We start from the raw sequence: 25618 nt of genomic DNA, 5'->3' as shown, positions 1-25618 counted from the left end.
CGCATCCGATTGTGAACGGGACCGTGGCCCCAGCGTCGCGCAACAATCGAGATTTGGGGGAATGGGTCCTGGCTTTCGCCAGGACGGCGATGCGGATCGTTCTCGATTCAGGCCGCCAAACAACGCGGGGTCATCACCCGCGCAAGCCGGGCGATGACGGGTGAGGATGAGGACGCCGCAGCGCATCCTTGATTTGCCCGACGGAAGCGCTCATTTGCCCGTCGGGGTGATTTGTCGCACCTCTTTCCGTCATTCCGGGGCTCGCGAAGCGAGAGCCCGGAATCCATTCGTCAACGGATAATGCGGCCCAATGGATTCCGGGCTCGTGCCAAGAGGCGCGCCCTCAGGTGCGCAATTGCGCACCGGGGAATGACGCGCGGAGAGGTAGATGTGCTCACCTCACCGCATTTCGAGGCATGGTAGCTCGCTCGTCTCAATGCGCCTTGGCGATATAGGGGCAACCGCCTTCATCAAGCGGACGGAAGGCCTGATCGCCCGGCACGGTCGCCAGATACTCGTAGAGATCCCATTTGCTCTTGGACTCTTCCGGCTTCTTGATGCGCATCAGATACATGTCGTGCACCATGCGGCCGTCCTCGCGCACCACGCCGTTCTGGGCAAAGAAATCGTTGACCGGGGTCTTGCGCATCTGCGCGATCACGGTCTCGGAATCCACCGAGTTGGTCGCCGCGACGGCCTTGAAGTAGTGCCGCAGCGCCGAGTTGACGCCGGCCTGGTAGGCGGTCGGCATCGCACCGTGCCGCTTGAAGAACTCCTGGGCAAAGGCGCGGGTCTCGGGCCTGCGATCCCAATAGAAGGAATCGGTGAACAGCAGATCATGCGCATGCGCAAGGCCAAGCGCGGGCACGTCGGTGAGCGTCACCTGCAGCGCGACGAGCTGCATGCTGGCGCGGATGTTGAACTCGTCGGACTGCGACACCGCGTTGCGGAAGTCGGAGCCGGCATTGGCGAGCGCCAGGATCTTGGCGCCGGAGGACTGGGCCTGCAGCAGGAAGGAGGAGAAATCGGCGGTGTCGAACGGATGGCGGACCGCGCCCAGCACCTTGCCGCCGGCCGATGTGACGGCCTTGCTGGCGTCGCGCTCCAGCGCCTGGCCGAACGCATAATCGGCCGTGAGGAAGAACCACGGCGTGCCGCCGCGCGCGACCACGGCCTTCGCGGTGGCGTTCGAGGAAGCATAGGTGTCGTAGGTCCACTGCACGCTGGTCGGCGAGCATTGCTTGCCGGTGAGGTCGGATGATCCGGAGCCCGAGATCAGGAACAGCTTCTTGCGTTCGCGCGTCACAGTCTGGATCGCGAGCGCCACCGCGGAATTGACGCCTTCCGCGATCACGTCGACACCCTTGTTGTCGATCCAGTTGCGCACGATGCCGGTCGCGACGTCAGGCTTGTTCTGGTGATCGGCCGAGATGATCTCGATCTTGCGTCCGGCGACAGTGCCGCCGATTTCCTCGGCGGCCATTTGTGCCGCAATCACCGATCCCGGGCCGTTGCCGTCGGAATATTGCCCGCTCATGTCGGTGATGATGCCGACACGCAGGACGCCGTCCTCCGCGCGAGCTGCGCCGGCGGCAAAGGAGAGACACACGGCGGCAATTGCGGCGAGGACATGCGAGCGTTTCGTGATGGACATTTCGTTCCCAAGGTTCGGATGGTTCGAACGATCTCCTGAAGCAATCAGGGATCACCGGCAACCCCGTTGGTCGGCATGGCGCTCTGCGAATCCACGCCAAAATTCCGGGAGGAGGAACACGGCCGAGACGCTGACCCGCGCGCGTCGCCAATCATGCGAACGCCGCGACGAAATTTCGTCGCGGCGTGCCTTGGATCATACCATTGGATAATGCGGGATCGCCTCAGCGCCGCTCCCACAATTGCCTTGCCAGGATGCCAACCTTGCGCTCGATCGCCTCGGCCGCATCGAGGCACATGTCCTCGCGGTAGCGCGAGCCGACGATCTGGACGCCGACCGGCACGCCCTCAAGCAGGCCGACCGGCACCACCGCCGCCGGCAGCCCCAGCACGTTCATCGAAGAGATGAAGCGCAGATCGTTCCAGAACAACTCCTTGACGCGCTGGTCGCCGCCGAGATCGGCATTGACCTCCGGCGTCTTGCGCACCGAGGTCGGCATCAGCACCAGAGGGTATTGCTCGAGGAACGTCATCCAATTCCTGATGTGGCGCGACCGCTCGGCGATCGCTTTCATGTAGCCGGCCTGATCGAGCGGGTTGGCCAGCGCCATGAAGCCGTGGAACGTCTTCTGGAAGTCGACGCTGGAATTCGCCAGCATCTGGTCCTGCAACAGAACGCGGGTCTCGGACATGATCAGGTCGCACCAGAGCTGCCAGACCTTGTTGAGATCGGGCACCTCGACCTCGCTGACCGCATAGCCGGCATCGGCCAGATGATCAGCCGCCTTGCGTTGCAGCGCGATCACGCCGCGATCGGTCGCCATGTCCTCCGGTATCTTCGCGAGCGCGACCTTGACCGGTGCGGCGGGCTTCGGCCCTTGCAGCGGCGCCGGCACATACCAGGGATCGCGCGGGTCGCGCTGCGCCATCACCTCGAGGCCGAGACGGACATCTGCGACGTGGCGCGCCAAGGGTCCCTGAGACGACATGAACTGCGCCATCAGCGGCCGCTCCGCCGTGGCTGAGGGATTGAACGCCGGAATCCGGCCCTGCGTCGGCTTGATGGTGGCGATGCCGTTGCAATGCGCCGGCCAACGCAGCGAGCCGCCGATGTCGTTGCCATGTGCGATGGTGCCGATGCCGGCCGCGATCGACGCGCCGGCGCCGCCCGATGACCCGCCGCAGGTCACGTCCGCGTTCCAGGGATTGCGCGTCAAGCCGTGCAGCGGGTTGTCGGTGAAGCCGCGCAGCGAGAATTCCGGCGTGTTGGTGAGGCCAATGATGATAGCGCCGGCCTTCTTGAGATTGGCCGTCACCGGCGAGTCGCCCGGCGCGATATTGTCCTTGAAGGCGACCACGCCGTTCGAATTGGCCTGGCCCTCGACGTCGATGTTGATCTTGATCGTGACCGGCACGCCGTGCAGCGGCCCGACGGCGCCGCCCTTCCCTTTGCTCGCCGCCAGCGCCGCATCCGCCGCCTTGGCGCCCTGCATCGCCGACGCGCCGAGATCGACGACGACGGCATTCAGCGCCGGGTTGGCCTCCTGCATGCGGTCGAGATGGGCGCGAACCACCTGCTCCGATGTCGCCTCGCCACTCCTGATCGCCGCCGCCGTCTCCACGGCGGACCATTGCCAGATCGGTGTATTCGTCACGTGGTATTCCTCCCGTTGTGTTAGGTGCTTTGTTGTTGGTTCAGTCGCGCGGATCGATCGGCGTCAGCGTCGACGCGCGCGCCTCGATCACCTCGGCGACGGCGAGACAGACATCCTCGCGGAAGCGGCCGGCGATCACCTGCACGCCGACCGGCACGCCGCCGGCGGTCCCCGTCGGCACCACGACCGACGGAAAGCCGAGCGCAGGCACCGCGAGCAGCGGCCGCTGCGCGTCGAGCAGCGCGTGCACGACGTCAGCGTCCTCCTGATCCTGATCGAAGCGGAACGGCAGTTGTGCCGAGACCGGCAGGATGATGACCGGGCAGCGCTCCTGGAACAGCTGCCAGGCCCGCACGATGGCGAGCCGCTGCTCGAAGCAGGCCAGCACCTGATCGCCGTCGAGCTCGGGCGCATACGCAATATGGCCATCCAGGTTGTAGCGGCTCCGTTCGTCGCCGAACTTGCGGATCATCGGCGCCAGGACGCGGCGCTCCTCATTGATGACGAGGCGATGCCAGAGATCGGCGGCCTCCGCGAGCCGCGGCGGTGTGGTCTCCTCCACGGCAAAGCCGGCCTCCGCGAGCCAGCGTCCGGCAGCGCGGACCGCCGCGCTCACCTCCGGCGCCTCGTCGCCGAACGGCGCCGGCGCGATCGCAACGCCGACCGGACGCTTCAGCGGCGCACCTTGCAGCGGCACCGGCAACCAGGTGCCGTCGCGGGCGTCCGCCTGTGCCATCGCGGCGAGGCCGGCGCGCAGATCGGCGACCGAGCGGGCGAGCGGCCCCTGTACCGACATCATCTGCGCCGTGATCGGACGATCGCTGCTGGCCGACGGATTGAACGCGGGGATCCGTCCCGGCGTCGGACGCAGGCCGGCGACGCCGCAGGCATAGGCGGGATAGCGGATCGAGCCGCCGAAATCATTGCCATGCGCGATCGCGCCCATGCCGGAAGCGACCGCCGATGCGGCGCCGCCGCTGGAGCCGCCCGGCGTCAGCCGGCGGCCCCACGGATTATAGGTCGCGCCGTGCAGATCGTTGTTGGTGAACCAGCGGTGCGAGAACGCCGGCGTATTGGTGCGGCCGACAATGACGGCGCCCGCCTTGCGAAGATTCGCGACCACCGGGCTGTCCTCGGTGGCGATGACATCGCGGAAGGCGACAACGCCGTTGGTGGTGGCGTGGCCGCGCTGATCGACATTGACCTTGATCGTGACCGGCACGCCGTGCAGTGCGCCGAGCTCCGCGCCGGATTTCACCGCGGCGTCCGCGGTATCCGCGGCGGCCAGGGCCTCATCCGCCAGCACCTCGACAATGGCGTTCAACGCCGGATTGACCGCGGCGATGCGGTAGAGGCTGGACTGCACGGCGTCCCGGCTGGAAATCGCACGCGTTGCGATCGCGCGCGCCAGGTCGACGGCCGACCAACTCCACAACTCATTCTCGCGCCGCGTGACCATTGTTGTTTCCTCCAACGCGTGATGCAGCAGTCTGCCGATGCGGTTCAGTCGAGCCGCAACGGCTGGTGAAAGACCGGCAAATCCATGCGCCGGTCTTCCGCCGGGACGACCACGGCTTCGGCGCTCAGCACATGATCGAGCATCACGCGCCGGGCGCGCGCGGCATTGCCGGAGCGGAACGCGGCCATCAGGCGCTTGTGAAACTCGATGTTCTCGCAGGTGAAGCTGGACGCGAATTCCTGCACGCCGAGCTTGCCGATCAGATGGCGGATCGCCTCGTTGACGAAGCGGGCGACCAGGCCGAGCAGCGGATTGGGGCAGGCCTCGATCAGGATGTCATGGAAGTCGATCTCGGCGTGGCGGTGATGCTCCCAGTCCTCCGCGTCGCCGGGATGGTGCTCCTGAACCGCGATCGCCTGGTCGAGCGCTTTGAGATGCTCCGCCGTGAGGTGGCCGACCACGCTGAAGGCGAGCTCCGGCTCGATCAGGCGGCGGATCTGGTAAATCTGCGCGGTCGAGATCGACTGGAAATAGAAGTAGTTGCTGAGCAGGCCGACGATCCGGTTGATCGACACCGGCGCCACCCGTGCGCCGCCGCCGGGTCCGGTGGTGTTCTGGACCAGCCCCTGCACCTCCAGCGATTTCAGCGCCTCGCGGATGGTCGAGCGGCTGCAACCGAACATCTCGATCAATTCGGGCTCCTGCGGCAGCCGGTCGTTGGGCTGCAAGCCCGCCTTGAAGATGTGGCTGCGGATCAGGTCGGCAACCGCGTCCGACCGCTTGCGCTTGATCGAGGCGCGCCGCGACGGGTCCAGGGACGGAAGGGCCGATTTATCCATTTTATGATCATAAATAGGATCGGACCGGCTTGGCAAGGGGCGATCGCTCTAAGGGCCGCCCTGCCCGGGGCTCATCCCGGCATGATGACAGACCGAACATTTGAGGAATTGGCGAGCGACGATCGCTCAGTTGGTTCCGCGCTGCGCCTCGAGGCTGCGGCTGTAGCGCGACATCGCAAAGCAGAACACGAAGTAGATCACGCCGACGAACACATAGACCTCGACGCTGAACGACTGCCAGGCCGGATCGACGATCGCGGTCTTGGCGGTCGTGAGAAGATCGAAGATGCCGATGATCAGGACGAGGCTGGTGTCCTTGAAGAAGGCGATGAAGGTGTTGACCAGTGGCGGAATGACGTGGCGGATCGCCTGCGGCAACACGATCAGCGCGTGCTTCTGCCAATAGGACAGGCCGAGTGCATCCCCCGCTTCATACTGTCCGCGCGGCACCGCCTGCAGGCCGCCGCGCACCACTTCCGCAAGGTAGGCGCCGGCATAGAGGATGAAGGCGATCTGCGCGCGCAAGAGTTTGTCGATGTTGACGCCGTCGGGCATGAACAGCGGGAACATCACGCTCGCCATGAACAGCAGGCTGATCAGCGGCACGCCGCGGATCAGCTCAACATAAAGCACGCAGAGCGAGCGGATCGCCGGCAATTTCGAGCGGCGGCCGAGCGCGACCAGGATTCCGAGCGGGAAGCCGAACGCCAGGCCGAAGGTCGCAAGGATCAGCGTCACCGGCAACCCGCCCCAGCGGTCCTGCGTGACAAAGGACAGGCCAAGGAAGCCGCCCCACATCAGGCATCCGATCATGATCAGCGCCGCGGCCCACAGCAGGAACAGCTCCTTGCGCCAGAAGCTGCGGCGGCTCGAGACCGCGAACAGCGCGATGAAGATCACGACCGCGAGCGCCGGCCGCCACTGCTCGCTGAATGGATAGGTGCCGAACAGGATGAAGCGGTACTTCTCGGGCACGACCGCCCAGCAGGCGCCGACGCCGCGCAGCGCACGGCAGGCGCTGCTGTCGTTGCCGGAGACGATCCAGACCGCGTTGGCGATGCCCCATTGCCAGAGGCCGATGCACGCCTTGCCGAGCAGGAACAGCAAGAGCAGCGTCATGATGCTCGACGGGATCGAGGCGAACAGATTGGCGCGCAGCCACGCGGTGAGGTGACCGCCGAGCGCCCGCGGTGCGGGCCGCGGGCCGATCGGCAATGGGTCCTGCGGCAGGTGTGCGACCGAGCTCATGTCAGCGCTCCACCAGCGCGATGCGCGCATTGTACCAGTTCATGAACAGGCTGATGCCGAGGCTGATGGTGAGGAACACCATCATGATCAGCGCGATCGACTCGATCGCCTGCCCGGTCTGGTTCAGCGTGGTGTTGGCGACCGAGACGATGTCCTGGTAGCCGACCGCGACCGCGAGCGAGGAATTTTTCGTCAGGTTCAGGTACTGGCTGGTCATCGGCGGGATGATGACGCGCAGCGCCTGCGGCAGCACGATGTGCTGCAACACGAAGCTGCGCTTCAGCCCGAGCGCCTTGGCGGCGTCCGACTGGCCGCGCGGCACCGCCTGGATGCCGCTGCGCACGATTTCCGCAATAAAGGCCGAGGTATAGGTGACGAGCGCGATCAGCAGCGCGAAATACTCCGGCGCCAGGGTCAGCCCGCCGACGAAGTTGAAACCGCGCAACTCGGGCAGCGCGATGCTCCAGCTCGCGCCGGAGAGGAACGACACCAGCGCAGGCAGCGCGACGACGAGGCCGAGCGCGTAGGGCCAGGCCGGGCGCGCTTTGCCATCGAGCATCTGCTGCGCGATCAGGCGGCGCCTGACGAAAGTGAAAACGATCAGGCCTGCGACCAGCGCCAGGATGGTCCACCAATTGGCTTCATGCAGCGGGACCGACGGCAGGATCAGGCCGCGGTTGGAAAGATAGACGCCCTCGACCGGCTTCCAGGCCTGGCGCGCCGCCGGCAGGCCCTGCATCAGCACGTACCAGAACAGGAGCTGCAGCAGCAGCGGCAGGTCGCGCAGCACCTCGACATAGACGGCGGCGAGCCGCGCCAAGAGCCAGTTCGACGACAGCCGCGCGATGCCGACCAGCGTGCCGATCACGGTCGCCAGCACGATGCCGATCACCGCGACGCGCAGCGTGTTGACGATGCCGACGATGAAGGCGCGCAGGTAAGTGTCCTTCGGCGTGTAGTCGATCCAGCTGTCGGCGATCGGCATGCCGGCTTCGCGGCCGAGGAAGGCGAAGCCGGTCGAGATGCGCCGCACCGAGAGATTGTGGATCGCGTTCGACCACAGGAACGCGACGATCGCGACCGCGATTCCGACCACCAGGATCTGCCAGAACAGGCCGGCGACGCGGGGATCGCTGAGCGAGAGCCGCCAGGGCCGGGCGGGAGGGCGTTTCGGCGTCGATGTCGTCACAGCACAAGGACCCCAGTGAGAAGCGATCTTCTGCCATGCGCACTTGTGCGCGCGTCATATGTTGCACCAAATTGATGGATGTGCAACATATGTTTCATGGCCCAGGCTCAGCCGAAACCATCGCCCCTGAACGAATTGTGCAGCGCATTGCCGTCGCTGCCAATGCGGTTGCAGGAGGTTGGTCGGTTTGTCGCAGCCAATGATTACGACGCCACAACCCGCTCGATGCGCGAGCTTGCCTCCGTCGCCGGCGCCGATCCCGCCTCTTTCACCCGCCTGGCCAAAGCGCTCGGCTATTCCGGCTGGGACGAATTGCGCGCCGCACTTACCGAGGCGCGGCGTCCGGCGCAGGGCTCGCCATTCTCCGGCCGCGCGAAGAGCCGCCGCGGCGGGCCGAATGCCGACGTCAAACTGGTTCACGACAAGCTCGAGGCGGAAGCCGCGGGGCTCGCGCGCATTTCCGCAAACGCGATTGCCGACGCCGCGCGTGCACTGCACACGGCGAACCGGATCTGGATCACGGGCTTTCGCAGCTGCCGCAGCGTTGCGGAACTGCTGACCTACCAGCTTCGCCTGTTCCGCCCCGACGCGGCGCAACTGGTCGGCGGTTCCGGCCCGTTCGATCTCGACCACGGTGCCTTCCGTGCCGACGACGCCGTGGTCGTGATCGGCTTTGCGCCCTACACCCTGGTCAGCGTCGAGACGGCGCGTGCGGCGCATCAGGCGCGCGCCACGCTGATCGCGATCGCCGACACCATCAGCGCGCCGATGGCCGAGGGCGCCGATCACCTGCTGCTGTTCGAGGCCGCCTCTTCCCCCGGCTTCTTCCCGAGCCTCACCGGCGCGATCGCGGTGGCGCAGTCGCTCGCCGCCGTTGCCTTCACGCTGGGCGGCGCCGGGGCAAAACGCAAGCTGGAGGAAACCGAGGGCCGGCTTGCCGAGATGTCGCAATATTTTGTCGAGAAAGGATGAGTGTCATGGCACTCCACTTGGCCGCCCACAAGAGCCGCGTGATGCATCGCAGCCTGCGCGAGACCCCGCCAAAGGCGGTTGGCGGCGAAGGTGTCTGGTTGATCGGGGAGGATGGCCACCGCATTCTGGACTCCTCCGGCGGCGCCGCAGTGTCCTGCCTCGGCCATCAGCATCCGCGGATCCTGGCCGCCATCGCCAGGCAGGCCTCAAAGCTTGCTTACGCGCACACCAGTTTCTTCTCGTCGGAGCCTGCCGAAGAGCTCGCCGAGCGGCTGGTCGGCCATGAGCCCGGCGGCCTCGGCTATGTCTATTTCGTCAGCGGCGGCTCGGAGGCGATCGAAGCCTCGATCAAGCTGGCGCGGCAATATTTCATCGAGCGCGGCGAGCCGAAGCGCGCGCGCTTCATCGCGCGACGGCAGAGCTATCACGGCAATACGCTGGGCGCGCTGTCGGCCGGCGGCAATGCCTGGCGCCGCGAGCCCTACGCGCCGCTGCTGTCGCCGTCGTTCAGCCATGTCACGCCCGCCTTTGCCTATCACGAGAAGCGCGGCGATGAATCGGAAGCGGCCTTCGTGGCCCGGCTCGCCGCCGAGCTCGAGGCCGAATTCCAGCGGCTCGGCCCGGAGAATGTTGCGGCCTTCATCGCCGAGCCCGTGGTCGGCGCCACCGCCGGCTGCGTGCCAGCGCCGGAAGGTTACTTCAAGGCGGTGCGCGAGATCTGCAACCGCCATGGCGCGCTGTTGATCCTCGACGAGGTGATGTGCGGCATGGGCCGCACCGGCACGCTGCATGCGTGGGAGCAGGAAGGCATCTCGCCCGACATCCAGGCGATCGCCAAGGGTCTCGGCGGCGGCTATCAGCCGATCGGCGCGATGCTCGCGAGCGGCAGCATCGTCGATACCGTGCGCAACGGCTCCGGCGCGTTCCAGCACGGCCATACCTATCTGGGGCATCCGCTCGCCTGCGCCGCTGCGCTCGAGGTGCAGAAGGTGATCAGCGAGGAGAAGCTGCTCGACCAAGTCAAGGAGCGCGGCCGCCAGCTCGAGCAGCGGCTGATCGAACGCTTCGGCAATCATCGCTATGTCGGCGACATCAGGGGCCGCGGCCTGTTCTGGGGCATCGAGCTGGTCGCCGACCGCGGCTCGCGGCAGCCGTTCGATCCAAAGCTGAAATTGCATCAGCGGATCAAGTCCGCGGCCTTCGCCGGCGGGCTCGGCTGCTATCCGTCGGGCGGCACCGCCGACGGCCAGCGCGGCGACCACGTGCTGCTCGCCCCGCCCTATATCGCAACTTCCGGCGACATCGACATGATCGTCGAAAGACTAGGCGCTGCGGTAGACAGCGCATTGAAGGACGTTGGTCACGGAGCATGATCCGGAGCGGATCATGCTGAAACAGGAAGGGAGGAGGACAGAATGAGGAACGTACTGATCGCGGCGAGCCTGCTCGTCGCAGGGCTCTCGAGCGCAAGCGCGGCGACGCTCGACACCATCAAGCAGCGCGGCACGCTGGTGTGCGGCGTCTCGACCGGTTTTGCCGGCTTCTCGGCGCCGGACTCGCAGGGCAACTTCAAGGGTCTCGATGTCGACTATTGCCGCGCGCTTGCCGCCGGCATCCTCGGCGATCCCGCCAAGGTGCGTTATGTCGCGCTGACCGCGCAGAACCGCTTCACCGCGCTGCAGTCGGGCGAGATCGACGTGCTCTACCGCAACTCCACGCAGACTTACTTGCGCGGCACCACGCTTGGCCTGCGCCAGGGCCCGGTCAATTTCTACGACGGCCAGGGCTTTGTGGTGAAGAAGGACCTCGGCGTGAAGGAATTGAAGGATCTCAAGGGCGCGACCGTCTGCGTCGCGCAGGGCACCACGCATGAGGTGACGCTCGGCGATTACGGCCGCGCCAACGGCATCGACTGGAAGCCGCTGGTGTTCGATCGCCCCGACACCATGTACCAGACTTTCTTCGGCGGCCGCTGCGATGCCATGACCCAGGACGCCTCCGCGCTCGCCGGCGCGGTCGCGACCGCAGCACCGAAGGCCGACGACTATGTCGTGCTGCCGCAGACCATCAGCAAGGAGCCGCTCGGCCCGTTCACGCGCAACGGCGACGAGGTCTGGAGCGACATCATCACCTGGCTGCATTACGGCCTGGTCGAAGCCGAAGAGCTCGGCGTCACGCAGGCCAATGTCGACGAGATGACCAAGTCGCAGGTCCCGGCGATCCAGCGCCTGCTCGGCGCGTCCGGCGATCTCGGCTCGCGGCTCGGCCTCGACAACAAATGGCTGGTCGCGGCGATCAAGGCCGGCGGCAATTACGGCGAGATCTTCGAGCGCAATGTCGGCAAGGCAAGCCCGCTGAAACTCGAGCGCGGCCTCAACGGCACCTGGAGCAAGGGTGGGTTGATGTACGCGATCCCGTTCAAGTGATCACCTGAGCAGCCTTGAACCTGTTGCTCCCGTCATTGCGAGCGAAGCGAAGCAATCTATCGCGTCACGAGTACAGCGATGGATTGCTTCGTCGCTATCGCTCCTCGCAATGACGAGTTGATGGATTAGCGCCCAACCTCCCCGACTTGCGGAGAGAGGGAGAAGAAGAAAATCATGCGCATCACGCTCATTCATGCCCTGAAGCATTCGATCGTGCCGATCGAGGCCTCGTTCGCACGACATTGGCCGGAGGCGCGGCTGATGAACCTGCTCGACGACAGCCTGTCGGCCGATCTTGCGCGCGACGGCAAGCTCTCCGAACGCATGACCGAGCGCTTTCTGACCATGGGCCGCTATGCGGCAAGCACCGGCGCCAACGGCATTCTGTTCACCTGCTCGGCATTCGGCCCCTGCATCGAGGCGGTGGCGCGCGCGCACGCGCCGATGCCGGTGCTGAAGCCGAACGAGGCGATGATCGAACAGGCGGTCGCCAAGGGAAAGCGGATCGGCCTGCTCTCGACCTTCCCGCCGACGCTGGTGTCGATGCCGCCGGAATTCCCAACGTCAGTGACGCTGGCGCCGAAGCTCGCCGAGGGCGCGCTGGCCGCGCTCGATCGCGGCGACCGCACGGAGCATGATCGCATCGTGGTCGAGGCAAGCAAGGACTTGCGCGACTGCGATCTGATCGCGCTTGCCCAATACAGCATGGCGCCTGCGGCCGAGCGCGTCGCCGAGGTGACGGGCCGCGAGGTGCTGACGACGCCCGACAGCGCGGTACTCAAGCTGAAGGCTATGCTCGGGAAGTAGGTGCGGCCATCAACGCCGGGTCCCGGCGGTCGATCGACGGCTTTTGCCCGTAGCCGACAACTAAGTCTATCGATAGTGTGCCGCGCGGCCTCCGCAGAGGCTCGTGTGACGTCACCCTCCGCCGTCACATAATCTTCAGGCTGAGGCGGCTAACTTCCGGCCGAGACGAGGGCAAACTCCCGATGCGAAATATCTGTTTCCTTGTGATTGCAGCCTTCGTTGCTTGTCTCGAACCGGCCGCCGCCCAGCAGGCCCCGCCTGCGTCACCGGCGAGCGGGCAACTGACGCATAAGATGAATGCCTATGTCGGGTGCATCAACCGTCTCTCGGCGCGATCGTACGAGTCTCGCGACCGCTACTTTTCCTGGGCCGCCAAGAGCGGTCCCACCGGCAAGGAGCGGATCATCTACGGCACCTACACGATCTACGACACCTCCGACTGCAAGACGAGCGTCGCGGTCGCCAATGCGGCGGACCCGCATGATGCCGAGCTTGAGGCCGCTGCGAATGCCTATGTTGCGGCCGTCACCACGCTCGAGCCGCTGTTGAAGGAGGCGGACGACTATTACAGCCAGGAGAATTACAAGGACGACAAGATGGCCAAGGGCAAGGCGCTGCATCCGCGCCTGGTCGCGGCATGGGATGCGTTTGCCAGCGCCGACAAGGCGCTGCGCGCCGGTGTCGAGGCGATCAATGACAAACGCGCCGCCGAGCAGCTGGCCGCGATCGAGGCGAGCGAAGGCCGCAAGTCGCACTACTATGTCGAGGCCCTGATGATCCAGGCCAAACGCCTGCTTCGCGCGCAGCAGGCCGACAAACCCGACATCGACGCGATCACCCAGGCGCTCAACGAGTATGAGGCCACGGTGAAGGCAACCGAGGACGCCTCCGGCAAGGACGGCGACGTCAAGCTCGGCTCGATGTTCATCGGCAGCGCCAAATCATTCCTCACCACGGCCAAGCAGCTGATGCGCCGCGTTCGCGACAAGGTGCCTTACAGCTCAGGTGAGAAGATGATGCTGAGCAACGCCGGCTCCGGCTGGATGGTGGAAGGATCGCCGGCTCGGCTGATGCGCGACTACAATCAGCTCGTCGACGGCTACAACCGCGGCGCCCGCATCTGAGTGACCGCCGCTGCGTAGGGTGGATTATCCCACCGGGTCCGCGCGAAGCGTGGAGCCGATGGGCGTAATCCGCCGTGGCATAAGAGGCGGATTACGTCTTACGGCTAATCCGCTCTACAAAGCCTACGTGTTGGCATCATTCACGTTCAGATCGACGCCCTGCGGGTCCTTGATGGTCGACACCGTGATCAGCGAGATCAGCGACAGCACCGCGATGTAGACGCCGACACGCCAGGACTCGCCGTAGGTGCCGATGATCCATTGCGCGATCATCGGCGCGAAGGCGCCGCCGAAGATGGCGCCGAGCGCGTAGCCGATCGAGACGCCGGAATAGCGCACCTTGGCCGGAAACAGCTCGGCATAGAGGGCCGCCTGCGGGCCATAGGACAAACCAAGCGCGATGGTGAGGCCGACCGCGCTGACGAAGAACAGCAACAGGTTCTTGCTGTCGATCAGGAACCACATCGGCACCGCCCACAGCACCATCAACCCGTAGCCGATCTGGAAGCAGCGCACGCGGCCGATTTTGTCGCCGAGAATGCCGCCCAGCAGCGTGAAGATGAACCAGCTCACCGCCGCCAGCGTGCCGATCAGCAGCAACTGGTCGGACGGCATCTTCAGCGTGTTGGCGCCATAGCTGATCAGAAACGCGATCAGGATGTAGCCGGCCGCATTGTTGGCCATGAAGATCAGCGCCGTGCGGAAAATCTCCTTACTGTGACTGCGCATCAATTCCTTCAGCGGCGCGGAGGATTCCCGGTGCCGCCGCTGCATCGCCTTGAACACCGGCGATTCCTCGACTGTGCGGCGGATCACGATGCCGACGACGATCAGCAGGATCGAGAGCAGGAACGGAATCCGCCAGCCCCATTCCATCATGGCCTGCTTGCCGAGCGTCGTGGTGAGCACCCACAGCACGCCGGTCGCCAGGATCATGCCGAGCGGCGTGCCGATCTGCGGGAACGAGCCGAAGAAGCTGCGCTTGTCGATCGGCGCCGACTCCACCGACATCAGCGCCGCACCGCCCCACTCGCCGCCGGCCGAGAAGCCTTGCAGGATGCGCAGCAGGATAAGGAGTGCCGGCGCCCAGGCGCCGATCTGCGCATAGGTCGGCAGCAGGCCGACCAGCGCGGTCGCAGCGCCCATCAAGAGCAGCGTGACGACCAGCATGTTCTTGCGGCCGAAGCGGTCGCCGAGATGGCCGCAGACGATGGCCCCGAGCGGACGGAACAGAAATGACAGGCCGAGCGTCGCAAACGAGACAATCTGCGCCAGCAGCGGATTGTTCGCGTTCATCGGCGCAAAGAACAGCGCGCCGAACACCAGGCCCGCCGCCTGGGCGTAGACGAAGAAGTCGTACCATTCGATCGTAGTGCCGACGAGCGTTGCGGTGAGGACCTTGCGCTCCTCATCCGACAGCGTAGCGCCGCGCGAGCGCGCGGAGATTTCGATGGACATGTGGCCTCCCCAAAAACGTTCTTGACCGTGCGGGCGTGGTCGGCGGCGATGCGCCTGCCCTGCACGGGTGCTGGTACCGGGATAGCAGAGCTTTCCGCGCGGCACGAGGAAATAGTTGCAGCAGCAACGATAATGCGCCAACCGATGCCCCAGGGCCGGTTCCATGACCGGATTACCTCACCCGCTGCCGACGGTCTCCCATCCCGAAACGCCGATTGTGCAACGCAGCAAGACCGCTATGATCCCCGCTCTCCAAGAGGTCTTAAGTGTCTGACATCAATGCCGATGCCTGGGTTTCCTCAGGCCACCGCCCGATGGGCTTTCCGGAATTCGTCGTCGTCATTGCTTCCATCATGGCGCTGAACCCGCTGGCGATGGACATGATGCTGCCGGCGCTGCCGAACATCCGTTCCGCATTCCATATCGCCGACGCCAACCGCCCGCAGATGGTGCTGTCGATCTTCCTGGTCGGCTTCGGTGTCGGCCAGTTCGTGATGGGCCCGCTGTCGGACCGCTTCGGCCGCCGCCCGGTGCTGCTCGGCGGCATGACCGTCTACACCATCGCGGGCCTGCTTGCGATCATGGCGCCGTCGTTCGAGACGCTGCTGCTGGCGCGCGCGCTGCAAGGGCTCGGCACCGCGGCGACGCGCGTGATCGCGACCTCGATCGTGCGCGACTGCTACGCCGGACGCCGCATGGCGAGCGTGATGTCGCTTGCGATGATGGTGTTCATCGCAGTGCCGGTGATCGCGCCGTCATTCGGCCAGGCGGTGATGCTGCTGACGCATTGGCGCGGCATCTTCGTGCTCTTGATGATCTATGGCGTGATTGCGCTGGCCTGGAGCGCGATGCGGATGCCGGAGACGCTCCCTAAGGAACTGCGCAAGTCCCTGGCGATCCCGGAAGTGCTCTCCGCATTCCGTCAGACCGTCACCAACCGCCAGACGCTCGGCTATGCGCTCGCCGCCGGCGGCGTGCAGGGCTCGCTGTTCGCCTTCGTGTTCTCCTCGCAGCAGATCTTCACCGAGGTGTTCAAGCTCGGGCATTACTTCCCTGTGGCGTTCGCCGCCTGCGCGGTCGGCGTCGCGATCGCCGGCTTCCTCAATTCGCGCATCGTCGGCCGCATCGGCATGCGGGTGATCTCGCACGCCGCACTGACCGGCTTTGCCGTCGTCGCCGGGCTGCTGTTCCTCACCGTGAAGATCGGCACGCTGTCGCTGCCGCTGTTCATGGTGCTGTCGGGCCTGATGATGTTCGCATTCGGACTGATGATGGCGAACTTCACCGCACTCGCGATGGAGCCGCAAGGCAAGATCGCCGGCACGGCGTCTTCGCTCTACGGCACCATCACCACTTTGCTCGGGATCGGCGTCGGCACCACCATCGGCCAGGACTACGACGGCACGCTGCTGCCGTTCGCGACCGGCTTCTTCCTCTGCACGCTGGCCGCGCTCGCCGTCGTGCTGGTGACAGAAAAGGGCCGCATGTTCCGGCCGCATCATCACCCGATTTGATTTCTTGTAGGGTGGGTTAGCCGAAGGCGTAACCCACCAACTTTCTTTGCCGCGGACAGAACGGCGGATTACGCTTCGCTAATCCGCCCTACAGAGCCGACGCTGTTGCGCGCCCGCACTCGAGCCGCGACACGCCGCGTCGCGGCAAATCCCTCCATCCCGAGCTGCCACTGCAGGCCGACGATCGCGCCCTTGGTCGGCTGCAACAGTCCGAGCGCGCTGAACAGCGTGAACGGCAGCCAGATTGCCAGTTGCAGCCAGGCCGGCGGCGCGTAGGTCATCTCCATCCAGAGCAGCGCCGGCACCACGACGTGGCCGACGACGACGATGACGAGATAGGCCGGAAAATCATCCGCACGCTGCGGGGTGTAGTCCTCGCCGCAGACCTCGCAATGGTCAGCAACTTTAAGGAAGCGACCGAACAGATGGCCGCGCCCGCAGTTCGGGCACTTCATGGTGAAGCCGCGCAACATCGCCTTTGGCAGGGAAACCGTCTCGGTCATCGCAGTCGTCCTTGGTCGTTGTCCTTGACCTGATCTGATGATCCATACAATATGCCTCCGAGAGCATACAATCAAAGACAAAGCGTCGGATTGCATGGATTGGATCCCTACAGTTTCGGAATGGCACGGCCCGATGTTCCTGCGCATCGTCGATGCGCTGGCCGCCGATATCGCCAGCGGACGGCTGGTGCGCGGCCAGCGGCTGCCGACCCATCGCGCGCTGGCGACCGCACTCGACATCGATCTCACAACGGTGACGCGCGCCTATGGCGAGGCGCGGCGGCGCGGCCTGCTCGACGCCCGCGTCGGCCAGGGCACTTTCGTGTCGGAGACCACCGCGCGCGCAGCGTCCGACCTGCCGACACCTGTCAATATCGACCTGTCGATGAACCTGCCGCCGCAGCCGGTCGAGGCCAATCTCGACCTGCGCATCGCGCAGGGACTGGCTAACATCCGCTCCGAGGCCGGGTTCTCCGCCTATCTCGGCTACACGCGTCCGGGCGGCACCGCCGACGAGCGCGAGGTCGGCGCCGCGTGGCTCGCGCCGCGCGTGCCCAATGCTTCGGCCGACCGGATCGTGATCTATCCGGGGTCACAGGCAATCATCTTCAACGCCCTGCTGGCGCTGACGTCGCCCGGCGATGTCGTGCTGACGGAGGCGCTGACGTTCCCCGGCATCAAGGCTGCGGCCGCGCGGCTCGATGTTAGACTTGTCGGCGTTGCGATCGACGCTGAGGGCGCAAGGCCCGACGCGCTCGACGAGGCCTGCAGCAAGCACAGACCGAAGGCGGTGTATCTGATTCCGACGCAGCAGAACCCGACCACGGCGACGATGGGCGCGATCAGACGCCAGGCGATCGCCGACATCATCAGGAAGCGCGGCTGCGTGCTGATCGAGGACGACGTCTACGGCCCGCTCGAACCGCAGGCGGCACCGATTGCCACGCTGATCCCCGAGCGCACCTACCTTGCCGCGAGCATCGCGAAATGCATCGCGCCTGCACTGCGGGTCGCCTATCTGCTGGCGCCCGACGCCGCCGCTGAGCAACGCATGCGCGCCGGCATGCAGGCCACCATGCAGATGCCGCCGTCGCTGATGGTCGCGCTGGTGACGCAATGGCTGCGCTCCGGCGTTGCTGCCGAGATCATCCGTGCCATCCGCAACGAGGCGGCCGCCCGTCAGCAGCTCGCGGCCCGCTTCCTCAAGGGCGTGACCTATGCGGCGCGGCCGGCGAGCCACCATCTCTGGATGCCGCTGCCAAAACATTTCGACGGCACCGACCTCTTGTCGCATCTGATGCGCAACGGCCTCGCCGTGGTCGGCGAAGATGCCTTCACGGCCGGAGACGCCGCGCCGCGCGGGCTGCGCGTCTCGCTCGGCGCCGCCCGCAACCGCGCCGAGCTGAGCCAGGCGCTGCAGGTGCTGTCGAATGCGGTGCGCACGCCGGTCGGCGCAACGCAAATTGTGTAAATTTTCGACCATCGTTAAGGAATAAAATCGCTCGAAAATGATTATGGTGCGCGGGAGCGCTCTCGCTAAGTTTGGGCGCTCCAGGGCATCAGGCAGGGGCAGCTTTTCAATGTCGTACGGATATGGTCGAGCGATCCCCGTTGCCATGCGGACGCTTCACGCGGCAGCGGCAGCGGTCGCTTGTCTTGCGCTTGTCACATCGGGCGCGGCGCGCGCCTCGGACGCCCCTGCCCCGTCGCCGGAAAAGCTCGAACGCATCACCGCGTTCTTCGACAACGAGGTCGCAAGCGGCAAGCTGCCCGGCGCCGTCATCCTGATCCAGCAGCACGGCAAGCCGGTCTATCTGAAAACCTTCGGCTATCGCGACGTCACGACCAAATCGCCGATGCGGCCGGACACCATGTTCGCGCTGCATTCGATGACCAAGCCGATCACCAACACCGCTGCCATGATGCTGGTCGATGACGGCAAGCTGTCGCCCCAGGACCCGCTGTCGAAATACATTCCGGCCTTCGCCGACGTAAAGGTCGCGGTCGAACCGGACGGCGGCAACGATCCGGCCAAGGTCGAGCTGGTGCCGCCGATCCGCCCGGTCACGATCGAAGACCTGATGCGGCACACCTCGGGCATCACCTACGAATATATCGGCGCCGACTGGATCCAGAAGATCTACCGCGACGGCCATCTGTTCGACGGCAAGTTCGACAACAAGGAATTCACCGCGCGGCTGGCCAAGCTGCCGCTGTCGCGGCAGCCCGGCACGCTGTGGCGCTACGGTCATTCCACCGACGTGCTCGGCCGGGTGATCGAGATCGTCGCTGGCAAGACGCTCTATCAGTTCGAGAAGGAGCGCATCTTCGACCCCCTGAAGATGAACGACACCAGATACGTACTCGATGCGGAGACCGAACGGACCCGGCTGGCCGAGCCGCTGCCCTCGGACACCATCCTGATCGACGGGGAGAACGACCGGCGCGCGCATCCGGAATGGGAATCCGGCGGCGGAGGCCTGGTGTCGACGATTCTCGATTATGCGCGCTTCGCGCAGATGCTGCTCAATGGCGGCGAGCTCGACGGCAAGCGCTATCTGAGCCCCGCTGCCTTCAAGGACATGACGAGGGACCATATCGGGCCGGGCTCCGGCGTCGGCCGCGACTACTGGTACTTCCCCGGCGACGGCTTCGGTTATGGCTACGGCATCGCGGTGCGCACCGATCCCGGCATCGCCAAGCCGCCGCCGCCCGGCTCGATCGGCGAGCTGAAGTGGGACAGCGGCAGCGGAACCTATTTCGGCGTCGATCCGAAGCTCGACATGATCTACATCATGCTCGAGCAGACCCAGAACGAGCGCCAGCGCATCACGCCGGCGTTCCGCAAGCTGGTGTACGACGCGTTCAGCCCGGACTAAGTTACGCTAGTGGCCCCGTCATTGCGAGGAGCGAAGCGACGAAGCAATCCATCTATCCGAGTGCACGCGGATAGATGGATTGCTTCGCTTCGCTCGCAATGACGAAAGCGGAAGCGTCGCGCCTTACGGCTTCCGCCTGACGTTCTCCTGCCTGCGCCGTGCTGCGGCTGCGATCAGGCTCGCGGTGCATTCGTTGCAGACGAACGCACACGCATCCGTAAACAAGCCGATCCGTGCTTCCAGTCCGACCGCATCGTCGTCGGTGAGGCCGCCGATGACGCCACCGCAGCACACGCATTGGTGGCGCGACGCAAACTCTCGCTCCATGACGCGTTCCCCAGCCGTCGCTTCCCTTACGCTATATACTATCGTATATATCGAACCCGACAAGGCAGGCGGGTGAACAATCCGGTCGGGAACCCTGCACACAACAACCATCGACCGGAGACGATCGCCTCACAATTCCTGCCTGGTCCAACCAGGTTCATCGAGGAAACGCGATCATGATAAGAAAGAATGGCGACGCGGGGCATCCGCGCGCAACGGGAGAACTGCTCAAGATCCGCCGCGCGTCACCGCTGAGCGCTGCGGCCGTTATCCTTACGCTCGGCATCGCAGGCATGGCCCGCGCCGAAACGGCTCCGGTCGGCGTTCCCGACAAGAGTTTCCCTGAGAGCGTGACCTCGACCTCCGACGGGACGCTGTATGTCGGCAGCTTCAACCATGGCGGCGTGACCAAGATCTCCGGCGGCAAGGCCGAGCAGCTGGTCAAGCCGGGGGCCGCCGACAGCCGCTCGACGCTCGGCGTGCTCGCCGACGAGAAGAGCGGCACGCTCTATGTCTGCTCCAACGACATCAGCGCCATGGGCGTCGCCGGGCCGAGCGACACCAAGGGCGCCTGGCTGAAGACCTTCGATCTGAAGAGCGGCGCACCGAGGGGCAGCTTTGCCTTGAGCGATCCGAAATCGTTCTGCAACGACATCGTGGTCGGCGCCGACGGCACCGCCTATGTCAGCGATTCCTTCGCGCCGTTCGTCTACAGCCTGAAGCCCGGCGGCACCGCGCTGGCGACGTTCGCGACCGATCCGCAGCTCGCGCCGGCCAAGGATGGCGTCGGGCTCGACGGCATCGCGATCGGCGCCGACGGCAACCTCTATGTCACGACCTTCATTCCGGCCAAGCTGTTCAGGATCGAGATGAAGGACGGCAAGGCCGGTGCCGTGACCGAGCTGAAGCCGTCACGGCCGCTCGACCACGCCGACGCGCTGCGCGCCCATGGCGGCGGCTTCCTGCTGATCGAGGGCAACGGCAAGCTCGACAAGGTCACGGTGAAGGGCAGCGATGCCACGATCGACATCATCAAGGATGGCCTCGTCGAACCGGTCTCGGTGACACAGGTCGGAGATGTCGGCTGGGTCGCCGAGGGCAAGCTGTCCTACGTGATCGGCGACAACAAGGGCAAGGACCCCGGCCCGTTCAAGCTGACGCCGGTGGCGCTGCCGAAGTAGCGGCGGAGCAAGTGGTGTTGCGCTCCCTCTCCCCGTTCTTACGGGGAGAGGGTTGGGATGAAGGGCGGCCTCAGCGTAGACGGTGATAACTGCGTTTGCGGAGACTCCCCCTCACCCGGATCACATTACGCTTCGCTCCATGCGATCCGACCTCTCCCCGCACGCGGGGCGAGGTAATGCACAGGCGCTAGATCACATAAAACCCGTGGGTGCCGTCGCGGCGAAGCTGCTCGACCAACCCGTACTCCCAATCGAGATAGGCCTGCATCGCCTGCTCCGCGACGCCGGTGCCTTCATAGGGCCGGCGATAGCGGTGCGCGGGGTCGGGCCGCGGCACGACGCGCGGCGGTCCGATTTCCAGCGATCCGTCATAGCCGCCTTCGAGCACGTAAGTTTCCCAGCCCATCTGCGCGAGCCAGGACGCCGTCATGTCGGCGCGGATGCTCCTGTCGTCGGTCAGCACGATGCGCGCGCCGCGCACCGGCGCGGCCATGTCGATCTCCTGGACCAGCTGGCCACCCGCATAATGCCGGAAGCCGGCCAGATGACCGGCCGCATATTCCTCGGCATCGCGCACGTCGAAGCGATACAGCGTGCGCTGCGCGTCGTCTTCCAGCGCGGCGAGTTCGCGCGCGCCGATGTGGCGGACGCCGGCACGATAGGCGACGTCGCGGGCATTGTCGGCGGCGCCCGCGAACGGCCCGACATCGCCGCGCTTGCCGGCGCCGTGCTCGAGATCGTGCTTCGCCAGCGTCCAGCCAATGGTGCCATTGCGCAGTGCTCGCACCTTGTTCGGCAGTCCGGCATTGATCAGCGATTGCGTGCCGATGATCGAGCGGGTGCGGCCGGCGCAGTTGACGATGATGGTGGTGTCGGGATCGGGCGCCGCGCCGCCTGCGCGCAGCACCAGCTCCGCGCCGGGCACACTGACCGAGCCCGGGATGTTCATGGTGGCATATTCGTCGAACCGACGCACATCGAGGATCGCGATGTTGGCCTTGTCGGAGATCAGCGCGGCGACCTCATCGGCGCTGAGCGAGGGCGTATGCCGGCGCGCCTCGACCAGCTCGCCGAACGCCTTGGCGTAGGAATTGACGTCCTCGAACACCTCGTAACCGGTCGCCTTCCAGGCCTTGAGGCCGCCGACAAGCGCCGCGACGTTGCTATAGCCGAGCTCCCGCAACTGGTCGGCTGCGGCAGCGACCAGGCCCTCGCCATTGTCATAGAGCACGATCGGCGCGTCCCCGCGCGGCAGTCGCAGCTCGGCCTCCAGCGCGATCCGGCCGGCGGCCATGTTGGCGGCAAACAGCGGATGGCCGGTGGCGAATTCCGCCTCATGTCTGACGTCGAGCAGCGCGATCTCCCGGCGCAGCAGCAGCGTCGCACGAATGTCCTGGGGGGTGACGGAAGAAAGTGTCATGAGATGCTGGTCCGGGCAGGAAATGCGCTGGCTTGCTCTAGGCCGAAATCGCGCGTCGTCAATAGGTTTAACCAAGTCGCAACCCCGCTCCCCGGCAGCTGAAATCCAAGGAACGAAAACCCGCCATCCCGCTTTGCCCAACCGGGACGCTCTTGCTACGTTCCAATCGGCCCCGTTGGCGCCCGATCAGGCCTTCCGGACAAGAGAAGGTAGCGGGGCCAGCCTGAAGTTCTGGGAGGATGACCATGAGACCAGTCGGAAATGAACCTTTGTCGCGTCACGCCCTCGCTTTCGTTCTGGCCGGCGGACGCGGCAGCAGGCTTCAGGAGCTCACCGACAAACGCGCCAAGCCCGCCGTGTATTTCGGCGGCAAGTCCCGCATCATCGATTTCGCGCTCTCCAATGCCGTCAACTCCGGCATCCGTCGCATCGCGGTGGCGACGCAGTACAAGGCGCACAGCCTGATCCGGCATCTCCAAGGCGGCTGGAACTTCTTCCGTCCGGAACGAAACGAGAGTTTCGACATCCTGCCCGCAAGCCAGCGCGTTTCCGAGACGATGTGGTATGTCGGCACGGCCGACGCGGTCTACCAGAACATCGACATCCTCGAGGCGCACGGCACCAAGTACATCCTGGTGCTCGCCGGTGACCATGTCTACAAGATGGACTATGAGATCATGCTGAAGCAGCATGTCGAGAGCGGCGCCGACGTCACGGTCGGCTGCCTCGAGATGCCGCGCGCGGAATCCAGCGCCTTCGGCATCATGCATATCGACGAGACCGGCCTGATCCAGTCCTTCCTGGAGAAGCCGGCCGATCCGCCGCCGATGCCCGGCAAGCCCGACAAGTCGCTGGCCAGCATGGGTATCTATGTCTTCAATTCGGAATTCCTGTTCGACGAATTGCGCCGCGATGCCGCCGACCCGAACTCGGCCCACGATTTCGGCAAGGACATTATCCCCTATATCGTGAAGCACGGCCGCGCGATCGCACATCAGTTCAACCATTCCTGTGTTCGCTCCGGCGACGATCCCCGCTCCTACTGGCGCGATGCCGGCACCGTCGATGCCTATTGGGGCGCCAACATCGATCTCACCGACGTGGTGCCCGAGCTCGATCTCTACGATCGCTCATGGCCGATCTGGACCTATGCCGAGATCACCCCGCCCGCCAAATTCGTCCACGACGAAGACGGACGGCGCGGCCAGGCGGTCACCTCGCTGGTCTCGGGTGCCTGCATCATCTCCGGCGCGTCGCTACGACGGTCGCTGCTGTTCACCGGCGTCCATGTCAATTCCTACGCCAATGTCGAGAACGCGGTGATCATGCCCTATGTCAATGTCGGCCGCGGCGCGCGACTCAGGAACGTCGTGATCGATCGCGGAGTGCGGATTCCGGAAGGCCTTGTGGTCGGCGAGGATCCCGAATTCGACGGCAAGCGCTTCCGCACCACCGAAAACGGGATCACGCTGATTACGCAATCGATGATCGACAGGCTCGGCACATGACGCCCATCCGCGTCCTCGCGGTCGCCTCGGAAGTCTACCCGATCGTCAAGACCGGCGGCCTCGCCGACGTGGCCGGCGCGCTGCCGGCGGCACTGCAGCAGCACGGCGTCACGACGCGGACGCTGGTGCCGGGCTATCCGGCGGTGCTGAGCGCGCTGGCCTCGGCGGAGACGCTGCTGCATTGGCCGGAATTCTACGGCGGGCCGATCCGCGTGCTCGGCGGCACCCATGGCGGCCTCGATCTGCTCGCGCTCGACGCGCCGCATCTCTATGCGCGGCCCGGCAATCCCTATATCGGCCCCGACGGACGCGACTGGCCCGACAACGGCATCCGCTTCGCGGCGCTGTCGCGGGTGGCGGCGGAAATCGGCCGCGGCGCGATCGCCTCCTACGTCCCCGACATCGTCCATGCCCATGACTGGCAGGCCGGTCTCGCGCCGGCCTATCTGCATTATGGCGGGCAACCGCGGCCGGGCACGGTGATGACCGTGCACAACCTCGCCTATCAGGGGCAATTCTCGCCGGATATGCTCGCGACCTTCGGCCTGCCCGGCGAGGCCTACTCGCTGCACGGCGTCGAATATTACGGCACCATCAGCCTGCTCAAGGCCGGTCTGCAATTCGCCGACCGTATCACCACGGTGTCGCCGACTTATGCGCAGGAGATCCAGAGCGACGAGGGCGGCATGGGGCTCGGCGGCCTGCTGCGCGAACGTTCCGACGTGCTGAGCGGCATCCTCAACGGCATCGACATCGCGGTGTGGAATCCGACGACGGACCCCGACATCGCCGCGCGCTTCAGCGCCGAGCAGATGGCAGAGCGCGCCGCCAACAAGGCGGCGTTGCAGCGGCGGTTCGGGCTCGATCCGGCGCCGGATGCGATGCTGCTCGGCGTCATCAGCCGGCTGTCATGGCAGAAAGGGCTCGACCTGCTGCTCGACAACATTCCGACCTTGCTCGGCGAAGGCATCCAGCTCGCGCTGCTCGGCAGCGGCGATCGCGATCTGCAGGATCGCTACGCTGCGCTGGCGCGCGACAATCCCGGACGGATCGCAGTCGTGATCGGCTATGACGAGGCGCTGGCGCATCTGATCCAGGCAGGCTCCGATGCGCTCGCGGTGCCGTCGCGGTTCGAGCCCTGCGGCCTCACCCAGCTCTGCGCGCTGCGCTACGGCGCGGTCCCGATCGTTGCAAATGTCGGCGGCCTCGCCGACACCGTGCAGGGCTTCGACGAAGCCGCAATCACTGGCAGTGCGGCAACCGGCATCAAATTCGCGCCCGTCACCTCGGAGGCGCTCGCCCATGGCTTGCGCACAGCGAACCTGCTGTTCAACGACAAGGTGACCTGGCGCCGGCTGCAGCTAGCCGGCATGGCCACCGATGTCTCCTGGCACAATCGCGCCGGCCGCTACGCTGCGCTCTATCGCGAGCTCGCCGCGGCGCGAAAGTAAAGCAC

The 25618-nt window shown here is 65.6% G+C and carries 21 protein-coding genes; 11 read left to right on the top strand and 10 right to left on the bottom strand.

Features of this window, described 5'->3' with window-relative positions:
• Positions 1 to 433 precede the first annotated feature (433 nt).
• The 6 genes from QDT69_RS28035 to QDT69_RS28010 all read right to left on the bottom strand — a co-directional run bounded on the left by QDT69_RS28035 (position 434) and on the right by QDT69_RS28010 (position 7968).
• Positions 434 to 1654, bottom strand: a complete 1221-nt coding sequence (locus tag QDT69_RS28035; RefSeq protein ID WP_279709690.1) for an ABC transporter substrate-binding protein — start codon at positions 1652 to 1654, stop codon at positions 434 to 436.
• Between the two features lie 223 nt (positions 1655 to 1877).
• A complete protein-coding gene (locus tag QDT69_RS28030; RefSeq protein ID WP_279709689.1) occupies positions 1878 to 3308 on the bottom strand; it encodes an amidase family protein in 1431 nt (476 codons plus the stop codon).
• A gap of 40 nt (positions 3309 to 3348) precedes the next feature.
• Positions 3349 to 4767 (bottom strand): amidase family protein, encoded by a 1419-nt coding sequence (locus QDT69_RS28025; protein WP_279709688.1) that lies wholly within the window; start codon positions 4765 to 4767, stop codon positions 3349 to 3351.
• A gap of 44 nt (positions 4768 to 4811) precedes the next feature.
• Positions 4812 to 5606, bottom strand: coding sequence for a FadR/GntR family transcriptional regulator (locus QDT69_RS28020; protein ID WP_279709687.1), 795 nt, complete (start codon positions 5604 to 5606; stop codon positions 4812 to 4814).
• A gap of 126 nt (positions 5607 to 5732) precedes the next feature.
• Positions 5733 to 6854: an ABC transporter permease subunit gene (locus tag QDT69_RS28015; RefSeq protein WP_279709686.1), complete on the bottom strand. Its 1122-nt coding sequence runs from the start codon at positions 6852 to 6854 to the stop codon at positions 5733 to 5735.
• Position 6855: 1 nt separating this feature from the next.
• Positions 6856 to 7968: an ABC transporter permease subunit gene (locus tag QDT69_RS28010; protein ID WP_279709697.1), complete on the bottom strand. Its 1113-nt coding sequence runs from the start codon at positions 7966 to 7968 to the stop codon at positions 6856 to 6858.
• Between the two features lie 171 nt (positions 7969 to 8139).
• On the opposite strand from QDT69_RS28010, the gene QDT69_RS28005 reads away from it, so the two are divergent.
• From QDT69_RS28005 to QDT69_RS27985, 5 genes are all read left to right on the top strand, one after another.
• Entirely contained in the window at positions 8140 to 9015 is an 876-nt protein-coding gene (locus QDT69_RS28005; protein ID WP_279709685.1) for a MurR/RpiR family transcriptional regulator, read from the top strand.
• Positions 9016 to 9032: 17 nt separating this feature from the next.
• Positions 9033 to 10388 carry an aspartate aminotransferase family protein gene (locus QDT69_RS28000; protein ID WP_279709696.1) on the top strand — a complete coding sequence of 452 codons (1356 nt, stop codon included), beginning with the start codon at positions 9033 to 9035 and terminating at the stop codon, positions 10386 to 10388.
• Between the two features lie 42 nt (positions 10389 to 10430).
• Positions 10431 to 11441 carry an amino acid ABC transporter substrate-binding protein gene (locus QDT69_RS27995; RefSeq protein ID WP_279709684.1) on the top strand — a complete coding sequence of 337 codons (1011 nt, stop codon included), beginning with the start codon at positions 10431 to 10433 and terminating at the stop codon, positions 11439 to 11441.
• 174 nt (positions 11442 to 11615) lie between these two features.
• Positions 11616 to 12248, top strand: coding sequence for an aspartate/glutamate racemase family protein (locus QDT69_RS27990; protein ID WP_279709683.1), 633 nt, complete (start codon positions 11616 to 11618; stop codon positions 12246 to 12248).
• Between the two features lie 206 nt (positions 12249 to 12454).
• Positions 12455 to 13372 carry a YiiG family protein gene (locus QDT69_RS27985; RefSeq protein ID WP_347952065.1) on the top strand — a complete coding sequence of 306 codons (918 nt, stop codon included), beginning with the start codon at positions 12455 to 12457 and terminating at the stop codon, positions 13370 to 13372.
• 123 nt (positions 13373 to 13495) lie between these two features.
• On the opposite strand, the gene QDT69_RS27980 is transcribed toward QDT69_RS27985, so the two are convergent.
• A complete protein-coding gene (locus QDT69_RS27980; RefSeq protein ID WP_279709681.1) occupies positions 13496 to 14830 on the bottom strand; it encodes an MFS transporter in 1335 nt (444 codons plus the stop codon).
• Positions 14831 to 15096: 266 nt separating this feature from the next.
• Between QDT69_RS27980 and QDT69_RS27975 the strand changes: the two genes are divergently transcribed.
• Positions 15097 to 16344, top strand: a complete 1248-nt coding sequence (locus tag QDT69_RS27975; protein WP_279709680.1) for a multidrug effflux MFS transporter — start codon at positions 15097 to 15099, stop codon at positions 16342 to 16344.
• Positions 16345 to 16412: 68 nt separating this feature from the next.
• Here QDT69_RS27975 and QDT69_RS27970 read toward each other — a convergent pair whose 3' ends face one another.
• Positions 16413 to 16847, bottom strand: coding sequence for a DUF983 domain-containing protein (locus QDT69_RS27970; RefSeq protein ID WP_279709679.1), 435 nt, complete (start codon positions 16845 to 16847; stop codon positions 16413 to 16415).
• Positions 16848 to 16941: 94 nt separating this feature from the next.
• Between QDT69_RS27970 and QDT69_RS27965 the strand changes: the two genes are divergently transcribed.
• Both QDT69_RS27965 and QDT69_RS27960 read left to right on the top strand, forming a co-directional pair.
• Positions 16942 to 18318 (top strand): PLP-dependent aminotransferase family protein, encoded by a 1377-nt coding sequence (locus QDT69_RS27965; protein ID WP_279709678.1) that lies wholly within the window; start codon positions 16942 to 16944, stop codon positions 18316 to 18318.
• A gap of 145 nt (positions 18319 to 18463) precedes the next feature.
• Positions 18464 to 19726: a serine hydrolase gene (locus QDT69_RS27960; protein WP_279709677.1), complete on the top strand. Its 1263-nt coding sequence runs from the start codon at positions 18464 to 18466 to the stop codon at positions 19724 to 19726.
• Positions 19727 to 19849: 123 nt separating this feature from the next.
• Here QDT69_RS27960 and QDT69_RS27955 read toward each other — a convergent pair whose 3' ends face one another.
• On the bottom strand, positions 19850 to 20053 hold the full coding sequence (locus QDT69_RS27955; protein ID WP_279709676.1) for a hypothetical protein: 204 nt from the start codon (positions 20051 to 20053) through the stop codon (positions 19850 to 19852).
• Between the two features lie 176 nt (positions 20054 to 20229).
• Between QDT69_RS27955 and QDT69_RS27950 the strand changes: the two genes are divergently transcribed.
• Entirely contained in the window at positions 20230 to 21234 is a 1005-nt protein-coding gene (locus tag QDT69_RS27950) for a hypothetical protein (RefSeq protein WP_279709675.1), read from the top strand.
• A gap of 187 nt (positions 21235 to 21421) precedes the next feature.
• Here the strand turns inward: QDT69_RS27950 and QDT69_RS27945 are convergent, their stop codons facing one another.
• Complete coding sequence (locus QDT69_RS27945; RefSeq protein WP_279709674.1) at positions 21422 to 22654, bottom strand: rhodanese-like domain-containing protein; 1233 nt, start codon at positions 22652 to 22654, stop codon at positions 21422 to 21424.
• Between the two features lie 245 nt (positions 22655 to 22899).
• Between QDT69_RS27945 and glgC the strand changes: the two genes are divergently transcribed.
• Together glgC and glgA are read left to right on the top strand one after the other, a co-directional pair.
• The gene (gene glgC / locus QDT69_RS27940) at positions 22900 to 24162 is read left to right on the top strand and encodes a glucose-1-phosphate adenylyltransferase (protein ID WP_279709673.1); all 1263 of its coding nucleotides are present in this window, start codon (positions 22900 to 22902) and stop codon (positions 24160 to 24162) included.
• A complete protein-coding gene (gene glgA, locus QDT69_RS27935) occupies positions 24159 to 25613 on the top strand; it encodes a glycogen synthase GlgA (protein ID WP_279709672.1) in 1455 nt (484 codons plus the stop codon). Before glgC ends, glgA begins: the two co-directional genes overlap by 4 nt.
• Positions 25614 to 25618 lie beyond the last annotated feature (5 nt).

Origin of the sequence: Bradyrhizobium sp. CER78 (assembly GCF_029846235.1) — a bacterium.
Classification (GTDB): Bacteria; Pseudomonadota; Alphaproteobacteria; order Rhizobiales; family Xanthobacteraceae; genus Bradyrhizobium.
Note: the sequence above shows the minus strand (reverse complement) of the source record. Positions and strands in the feature narration are given on the sequence as shown.